The sequence below is a fragment of the Kitasatospora nipponensis genome (assembly GCF_039528135.1).
Taxonomy (GTDB): domain Bacteria; phylum Actinomycetota; class Actinomycetes; order Streptomycetales; family Streptomycetaceae; genus Kitasatospora; species Kitasatospora nipponensis.
Window position 1 is genome coordinate 1 of sequence record NZ_BAAALF010000262.1, and the last position, 8,803, is coordinate 8,803.

Here is an 8,803-nt window from a genome sequence, read left to right on the forward strand (position 1 = left end):
GCCACCGGTCCCCCACCCCGCACCGCCCAGCCCGCCGGCTCCCCCGCCCCCACCACCACAGCCCGCGGCACCGACGCCCCACCCGGCCGCTCCGGCGCCCACCCATCCCGCCGCCGTGCACCTCCCGGCGCCCGCGCCCACCACCGCGCACCCCTCGCCACCACCGCCGCCGCCCCTCACCGTCCAACTGCCGGCGCCACCACCACCGGCCACGCTGCACGCCACCACCGCCGTGCCGAGCCGGCCGCCCGACGAGAGCATGACCGTGCTCCCGGGCGACCCGCAGAGCGCGTTCGTCTTTGTCGCCGTCACCGTTCCGGCCGTCCTCGCGGCCGCCATCGGCTTCATCAACCAGAGTGCAGGGAGACGTCGTTGAGCCTGGGAATCGTCATCGCCGTGGTACTGGGCGCCATCCTGGCGGTCGGCATCCTGGCGGCCTTCGGCCGCACCAGCCGGTCACGCGAGGGTGTCTTCTCCGGAGGAGCGCTCAGCTTTCTGGGCTCGGCCTCGCTCTCCTCCTTCATCCTGGTGACCGCCTTCCTGATCGCCGGCTCCTGGTCCAACCTCAACACCGCGCGCGGGCACACCTGGGACGAGGCCCGGGCGCTCAACGCGGCCTACACGGACGCCGACGCGAGCACCCGTCCGCTGCTGCGCGGTTACGTGACCGACGTGATCGGCCCGGACTTCGAGGCGATGACCCACGGCGGTGCGGCCCCGGCCGCCTGGGCCGGGCTGGACGCCGTCCGCGCGCAGGTGCAGGCGCTCCCCGCCTCCCCCCAGCGGTCGGCCGAACTCGCCGACCTGGCGGACATCTACACCAAGCGCCAGATCCGGCTCGCGGACGCGAGCGTCTCGCTGCCGGAACCGCTCTACCCCGCCCTGGTCGGCACCGCCCTGCTGGTCCTGCTCTACGCCCCCATCGCCGGGCTCACCTTCCACCGCCGGGAGGCGGTCGCGCTGGGACTGGTCGGGGCGGTGGTCGGCTTCGGCGTCTACCTGGTGCTGCACATGACGCACCCCTACACCGGGCCGATGCACGTCACCCCGGTCGCCTACCAGCAGAGCCTCGAACGCTTCACCCAGCTCTCCCAGTCACGGAGTTGACGACCCATCGGCGAGAACGCCGAGCGGGCTCGGGCCCGGGGCGCAGCGCGCACCCCGGGCCCGACCCCGCTCTGTCCTGACGGAGCCGACGGCCCTGACGGGCCGTCAGCAGTCGGTCATCAGGAGACGTTCACCGCAGCGTCGTCGACGACGAAGCTGGTCTGCAGCGAGGAGTCCTCGACGCCGTTGAACTTCAGCGTCACGGTCTGCCCGGCGTAGGACGAGAGGTCCACCGTCTGCTGGGTGTAGCCGGTGGCGGCGTTCACGTTGGAGTAGGTCTTCAGCGTGGTGCCGTTGGCCGTGACCGTGAGCTTGTCGTACGCGGTGCTGCCGGTCTCGGCGGTGTCGATGTGCAGCCAGAAGCTGAAGGACGCCTTGCAGCCGGCCGGGATGGTCACCGACTGCGAGAGGGAGTCCGTGTGGCTGCTGCCGTAGCCGTCCAGCCAGGCCTTCCAGGAACCGCCGTGCGCGGCCTGCGAGGAGCTGTTGTCGACGACGCCCGAGGTGGCCGTCCACGGCGCGGCGCTACCGGTCTCGAAGCCGCCGTTGCCGATCAGCTGCGCCGGGGTGCACCCGCCGCCGCTGCCGCCGACCGTCCAGGTGAAGGAGGTCGAACCGGTGGCGTTCGACGCGTCCTTGGCGGTGACGGTGACGTTGTAGGTGCCCGCGGTGCTCGCGGTGCCACTGATCAGGCCCGAGGAGCTGATCGACAGGCCGGTCGGCAGGCCGGTGGCCGAGTAGGTCAGCGTGCCGGTGCCGCCGGTGGCCTTGATCTGCAGGCTGGCCGCGCTGCCCTGGGCGGTGCTCTGGTTGCCCGGGTTGGTCACGGTCACGCCGCCGGTCGGCAGGCTGCCGACGTTGACGGCGGCCCAGGCGGTGGCGACCTGGTTGTACTCGGCGCTGCCGGCCCCGTAGAGGTCGGTGGCCGCGGCGAGCGTGGCGGTGCGGGCGCCGGCGTAGTTGGTGGTGGAGGTCATGTGCGCGGTGAGCGCCTGGTACCAGACCTTCAGCGCCTTGTCGCGGCCGATGCCGGCCACCGAGATGCTGTTGACGGTCGGGCTGTTGTAGCTGAACCCGTTGATGGTCTTCGGCGTGCTGCCCTCGGAGAGCAGGTAGAAGAAGTGGTTGGCGACACCCGAGGAGTAGTGCACGTCGAGGTTGCCCACGGTCGAGGACCAGGAGTCCGCCGAGCTGCCGTCCTTGGACGGGTGGTCCATGTAACGCAGCGGCGTGCCGTCGCCGTTCAGGTTGACCAGCTCGCCGATCAGGTAGTTCGGCGGGTTGGTGGAGAGGTTGGCGGAGAACTCCACGCCGGTGCCCATGATGTCCGAGGTGGCCTCGTTGAGGCCGCCGGACTCACCCGAGTAGTTCAGGTTGGCGGTGGCGGCGGTGACGCCGTGGCTCATCTCGTGGCCGGAGACGTCGATCTCGGTCAGCGGGTGGGTGTTGCTCGCCCCGTCGCCGTAGGTCATGCAGAAGCAGCTGTCGTCCCAGTACGCGTTGGTGTAGTTCGAGTCGTAGTGCACCCGGCTGGCGGCACCGACACCGTCGTTGCGGATGCCGTTGCGGCCGAAGGTGTTCTTGTAGTAGTCCCAGGTCGCCGCCGCGCCGTACTGCGCGTCCACGGCCGCCGACTGGCGGTTGCTGACCTGGCCGTTGCCCCAGACGTCGGTGGTGCTGGTGAACAGGGTGCCGTTGCCGGAGGTCCCGTTGTTCATGTCGACGGTGGACTGGCCGCCGCGGGTGCCGTCCTTCAGCTGGTAGGTGCTGCCGGACTGCGTGGTGGTCAGCGGGACCTGGCCGACGAAGACACCGGTGCCGGTGCCCGTCTCGATGGTCTCCGTCTTGCTCAGCACGGCGCCCGACGTGGCGTCGGTGATGACCTGCAGGCGGCTGGGGGTGCCGTCCGCCTGCTTGCCGCCGATCAGGGTCTTCCAGGCCAGCTTCGGGGAGTCCGCGGAGATCCAGACGACCAGCTGCGGCGCGGCGTTGAGGGTCGCACCCGACTCGGCGGCCAGCGCGGCGGCCTGCGCCTTGGGCGCGGCGACGGCCGGCGTGGTGCCCAGGCCCGCCAGGTCGGCGGAGCTGGCCCGGTCCACGCTCTTGGTGAGGCCGTTGCTGTCCTGGTGGACGATCAGGTCGCCACCGAGCACCGGCAGCCCGGCGTAGGTGCGGTCGTACCGCAGGTGGCGGTTGCCGTTGGCGTCGACCACGGCGTCCTTGGTGACCAGCTTCTCCTGGCCGCTGAGGCCGATCGACTGGGCGAGCGCGGGGGCCTGCTGCGTGGCGGAGGCCAGCAGCTGGGTACGCGCGGCCACGGCCTGCTGGTCAGCGACCTGCTGGCTGGCGGACGGCGCCGAGGTGGCGGCCTGGGCAATGACCGGAACGCCCGTCGCGAGCAGTGCAGTGGTCGCGGCGAGGGCGGCGAGGGTCATCCGGGCATGGGTGTGGCGTGACAATTCATACTCCTTGACCGCGCGGCCGCGGGGTCACGGCCGGGTGGTGAGAAGCTGGCCGCGGGGTTGCGGCACAGCGCGGCCCTGCCGCTGGTCGGCGGCACGGGCACGTCACGGTTGGCGCTGGGGGTGGCGCTACATGGTGCGAAGGGGTGACGCTCGGTGGGGCGACGCTCTCTGAGATGCGGTGCGATGGAGAGGAACGGCGGCCTCGTCATCGGGGCGCGCCGTTTTCGGCCACGGGGGTACAGCAGGACTACGGAGATCCGTGGCACGTTGGCACCCGGGCGACCCCCCGGAGACCGGCAGGGAAGCCGGCTGATCCGGGGTGGCTGCACCGGGGGGTGGGGGACCCTCTCATCTGCAGCCGGGGGAATCGTGGCAGGAAACGGGCCACCAATGACAGATGCACATCAAGAAATGGCCGATTAGGACAGTTAAGCGAAGTGGTGTCTTGACCTGAACTTGAGTCGGGAACGCATCAGTTGACGATTACTATGAAATCCATTTTCAAGAGCTTGGCAGAACCGTGACCCTTCTCCCAGGGACCGGCTCCGAACTGGGCGGTAGCACCACGCGCCACCCCACCGGACACACCGGCCGACCCCCGGCCCGACCGGTCACCCCGACCGGGATCCGCCCCACCACTCCCGTGAACCAGGCGTCCCGCGGAGGCAGTTGACGCGCGTCGACCGCCCGAACGAACGGCCGTTCCATCGACGCTTTTCAGCCAACAATGCGGCACTGTCGCGCCATCGGGACCGAGGGCGCGTCAACTGCGCCCGGCCGCGGCGGCCCTGGACACGGGCACGACGGGCACGACGGGCACAGACCGGACAGGGCGGGAGCAGAGCGGGAACCGGGCTGGGACAGGAGACGGCCCGGGGCGGCGCGGGGCGGCGGGGGGCGGCCCGTCGCGGCGCGGCAGGGGGCAGCGCAGCAGGGCATGCCGGGGCGCACCAGAGCACGACACGGGCTCAGCACGGCTCGGTACGGCCGGGCGCAGGCCCTCAACCGCGCGCCACAGCCGCCGATCGCCGCTCGAAGACCGCCGGCCGCGCGGTGCGCAGCGCCGTGGCGAGTGCGCCGATCAGCACCGCCTCCTCGCCCAGCAGGCTGGGCGCCAGTCGCGGCCGCAGCGGCGTCAGGGCGGGCAGCGCCGCTTCGATCCGGTCGAGCAGCAGGTCGGCGCTGTGGCCGACCCCGCCGCCGAGCACCACCAGGTCCGGGTCGAGGACCGAGGAGATGACCGCGACCGCGTAGGCGAGTTGCTCGGCCTCGTGCTGCACGGCGGCCAGGGCGGCCGGGTCGCCGGCGCGGGCCGCCTCGAAGACGGCCTTGGCGTCGTCCGCCCCGCGCAGTCCCAACTCCCTGGCCGTGCGCACCACCGACTCGGCCGAGGCGGCGGACTCCAGCATCCCGCGGTGCTGCTCACGCTCCGGCCCGTCCGCACCGCCGGCCTCACCGGCACTGATCACGCCATCAGCACCACCCGTACCACCCGAGACAGCCGAGCCACCCGAACCACCCGAACCACCGGCACTGATCGCACCACCGCCCCCACCCACGCGACCGCCCGGCAGCGGCAGGAAGCCGATCTCACCCGCCGCCCCGTGCGCGCCGCGCTGCAGGCGCCCGCCGGCCACCACGCCCATGCCCAGGCCGGTGCCGATCAACAGGTAGACGAAGAGCCGGCTGCCCGCCCCGGCGCCGCGCGCGTACTCGCCCAGCGCGGCGAGGTTGGCGTCGTTGTGCACGCTGATCTCGGTGGCCAGCCCCGCCCGCAGCCGGTCGAACAGGCCGCGCCGGCCCCAGCCGGGCAGGTTGGCGGCGTACCGGACGCGCTGCTCGCTCTCGTCCCAGACGCCGGGGGTGGCGATCGCCGAGTGCACCACGTCGGCCGCGGTGAGCCCCGCCTCCTCGATCGCGTCCCGGGCGCCGGCGACCACCGCGTCGGCCACCGCGTCGGCGGTCCGGCCGAGGTTGGGCACGTCCCGCCGGGCGACGATCTCACCGGTCAGGTCCGCCACCGCGATCCGCAGCCAGGCCCGCCCGATGTCGATGCCCAGCACGTGCCCGGCGGTCGGGTCGGGCTCGTAGAGGACCGCCACCCGGCCGCGCTCCGGCGCCAGCAGACCGGCCTCACGGGCCAGCCCGGCCTGTTCGAGGGTGGCCAGCGCGGCCGACACCGTCGGCTTGGACAGCCCCGTGTCGCGGGCGAGTTGGGCGCGCGAGGCGGGACCCTCGGTGCGCAGGCGCTCCAGCAGCAGCCACTCGTTGTTGCTGCGCAGCCGCTGCCGGTTCCACGGCTGTTCGGTCATCGCCCCAGGTGCCTCTCGTCCCGTCCCGGTGATCATCCTGCTGGCGCCACTCTATGCGTCGCGCCGGACGTCGCCGCCGTGCGGGACGCCGTCTCCTCGATTCCCTGCCCGGAAGCTCTTGACGCTTCTAGTTAGGGTCTTTAACTTAATCACACCCCGGCGTCTCCCCGCGCCGTTTCCCCCGCACGGAGGTTCCAGGTGTCAGCAAGTCCCGCAGGTTCGGCGCGTCCGGCGGATTCGGCAGGTGGCGCGGGTCTGACCCGAAGAATCGGCCTCTTCCAGGCCACCGCCATCAACATGAGTCAGATGTGCGGCATCGGGCCGTTCGTCACCATCCCGCTGATGGTGGCCGCCTTCGGCGGCCCGCAGGCGGTGATCGGCTGGATAGCCGGCGCCGTGCTGGCCCTGGTCGACGGGCTGGTCTGGGCCGAGCTCGGGGCCTCGCTGCCCGGGTCCGGCGGCAGCTACGTCTACCTGCGCGAGGCGTTCCAGTACCGCAGCGGCAAGCTGATGCCGTTCCTGTTCGTCTGGACCGCGATGCTCTTCATCCCGCTGATCATGTCCACCGGCGTGGTCGGCTTCGTGCAGTACCTCGGCTACCTCTGGCCGGGCATGTCCAAGGGCCAGGGCGACCTGGTCGGACTGGCCTTCATCGTGCTCGTGGTGGTGCTGCTCTGGCGCAAGGTGGACAGCATCGCCAAGATCACCACCGTGATGTGGGGTGTGATGATCACCTCGGTGGGCGCCGTGATCCTCGCCTCCTACACCCACTTCGACGCCTCCCGGGCCTTCACCTGGCCGGCGCACGCGATCGAGCTGACCCACGGCCAGTTCTGGCTCGGCTTCGCGGCCGGTCTGACCATCGGCATCTACGACTACCTCGGCTACAACACCGCCGCCTACCTCGGCGCCGAGGTCAAGAACCCCGGCCGGGTGATGCCCCGCGCCGTGATCTACTCCATCGTCGGCATCATGGGCATCTACCTGCTGCTCCAGGTCGGCGTGCTGGGCGTGGTGAACTGGCAGGACATGCTCGACCCCAACTCGGTGGCCTCGCAGTCGGTCGCCTCCGCGGTCCTGGAGAAGACCTGGGGCAAGAGCGCGGCCGACGTGGTCACCGTGCTGATCCTGATCACCGCCTTCGCCTCGGTCTTCACCGGCCTGCTCGGCGGCTCCCGGGTGCCCTACGACGCGGCGCGCGACGGCGTCTTCTTCCGGGCGTACGGCAAGCTGCACCCCAAGCACCAGTTCCCGGTGCTCGGCCTGGTCACCATGGGCGTGGTCACCGCGGCCGGCTTCTACCTGAGCCGGCACGTGGGCACCAGCGTCAGCCACCCGCCGCTGACCATCCTGATCGACCTGCTCACCACGGTCATGGTGATCGTCCAGGCGCTGGCCCAGATCGTGGCGGTGAGCGTGCTGCGCCGCCGCCAGCCGCAGCTGTCGCGGCCGTACAAGATGTGGCTCTACCCCGCGCCGGGCGTGCTGGCCGCCATCGGCTGGCTGGTCATCTACGGCTACGCGGACCGCAACTCGCCCGGCTTCCACCCCATCGAGTGGTCGCTGGCCTGGGTCGCCGTGGGCAGTGCGGCCTTCTTCCTCTGGGCCCGGGTCGAGCGGATCTGGCCCTTCGGTCCCCACGACATCCGTGAGGAGTACCTGACCGCCACCCCGGCCGAACACCAGCCGGTCTGACGCCCCACCACCTGCGCGCCCCGCCCCGGGGCCCGCCCGGCCACCGCCCGTGCTGCCCGCCTGTCGACCCGGACAGGCGGGCAGTCGCCGTGATCGCCCACAATGAGCCCCATGAGGTTGATCTTCGCGCTGCTCGGCGTCCTGCTGCTCGCGCTCACCGTCGCCAGCATCCTGCGTACCCTCGTCGTCCCGCGGGGCCTGTACTCCTCGCTGGTGATGCGGCTCTGGCGGACCTTCCGCGCCCTGCTGCGCGCCTGCGCGGCGCCGTTCCCCGGCTATCTGCCGCAGGACCGGGCACAGGCCTGGCTGGCGCCGCTGGTGCTGCTGGGCATGCTCTTCTGCTGGCTCTGCGCCCTGCTCGCCTGCTTCACCCTGCTGCTGTACGGCACCTCGGAGTTCAGCTGGGACATCGCCCTGCGGGAGGCCGGCTCCAGCCTCTTCACCCTCGGCTTCGCCAGCGGCGACCGGCTGCGGCTCTCCGCGCTGGACTTCCTCGCCGCCGCCAGCGGACCGCTGGTGATCGCCCTGCAGATCGCCTACCTGCCCACCCTGTACGGCTCGTACAACCGCCGCGAGGTCGAGGTCACGCTGCTGCAGTCGCGCGCCGGGGAGCCCGCCTGGGGGCCCGAGCTGCTGGCCCGGCAGTCCCTGGTGGACACCGAGACCGCGCTGCCCCAGCTCTACCGCGACTGGGAGCGGCTGGCCGCCGAGCTCGGCGAGAGCCACTCCAACTACCCGGTGCTGCTCTCCTTCCGCTCGCCGCAGCCGCACCGCAGCTGGATCGTGGGCCTGATCGCGGTGATGGACGCCGCCGCCATCCAGCTGGCCATCAGCCCGCGCACCGCGCCCCCCGAGGCCCGGCTGGTGCTGCGGGCCGGCTTCACGGCGCTGCGCGACATCGCCCGGGTGGTCCGACTGCCGTTCGACCCCGACCCGGAGCCGACCAGCGCGATGCGCCTGACCTACGCCGAGTTCGACGCCGCGGTCACCATGATCACCGCCGCCGGCTTCGAGGCCGAACGGCCCACGGTGCTGGCCTGGCCGCACTTCCACGGCTGGCGGGTGAACTACGAGTCCGTCGCCTACGAGCTCTGCCGCCGCGTCGACGCCGTCCCGGCCCTGTGGACCGGCCCGCGCGACTTCCCCGCCGCCGCGATCCCGCCCCGCCGCCCGGCCGACCGGCGCCCGGGCTGACCGCCGCCCGGGCTGGCCCCGCCCGAGCGG

5 protein-coding genes and 1 pseudogene are annotated in these 8,803 nt (G+C 72.0%); 4 read left to right on the forward strand and 2 right to left on the reverse strand.

Annotation, left to right across the window (positions count from 1 at the left end):
* Positions 1 to 376 (forward strand): annotated as a pseudogene (locus ABD323_RS37570) (hypothetical protein); the annotation flags it as partial.
* Positions 373 to 1,107: a bestrophin-like domain gene (locus ABD323_RS37575; RefSeq protein WP_344446590.1), complete on the forward strand. Its 735-nt coding sequence runs from the start codon at positions 373 to 375 to the stop codon at positions 1,105 to 1,107. The pseudogene ABD323_RS37570 and the gene ABD323_RS37575, both read left to right, overlap by 4 nt.
* Before the next feature lie 119 nt (positions 1,108 to 1,226).
* Here the strand turns inward: ABD323_RS37575 and ABD323_RS37580 are convergent, their stop codons facing one another.
* Both ABD323_RS37580 and ABD323_RS37585 read right to left on the reverse strand, forming a co-directional pair.
* Positions 1,227 to 3,542: a M4 family metallopeptidase gene (locus ABD323_RS37580; protein ID WP_344446593.1), complete on the reverse strand. Its 2,316-nt coding sequence runs from the start codon at positions 3,540 to 3,542 to the stop codon at positions 1,227 to 1,229.
* A gap of 1,031 nt (positions 3,543 to 4,573) precedes the next feature.
* Positions 4,574 to 5,884 (reverse strand): ROK family transcriptional regulator, encoded by a 1,311-nt coding sequence (locus ABD323_RS37585; RefSeq protein WP_344446591.1) that lies wholly within the window; start codon positions 5,882 to 5,884, stop codon positions 4,574 to 4,576.
* A gap of 297 nt (positions 5,885 to 6,181) precedes the next feature.
* Between ABD323_RS37585 and ABD323_RS37590 the strand changes: the two genes are divergently transcribed.
* Together ABD323_RS37590 and ABD323_RS37595 are read left to right on the forward strand one after the other, a co-directional pair.
* On the forward strand, positions 6,182 to 7,579 hold the full coding sequence (locus ABD323_RS37590) for an APC family permease (protein ID WP_425556299.1): 1,398 nt from the start codon (positions 6,182 to 6,184) through the stop codon (positions 7,577 to 7,579).
* Between the two features lie 111 nt (positions 7,580 to 7,690).
* The gene (locus tag ABD323_RS37595; RefSeq protein WP_344446592.1) at positions 7,691 to 8,773 is read left to right on the forward strand and encodes a hypothetical protein; all 1,083 of its coding nucleotides are present in this window, start codon (positions 7,691 to 7,693) and stop codon (positions 8,771 to 8,773) included.
* The last annotated feature ends 30 nt before the right edge of the window (positions 8,774 to 8,803 follow it).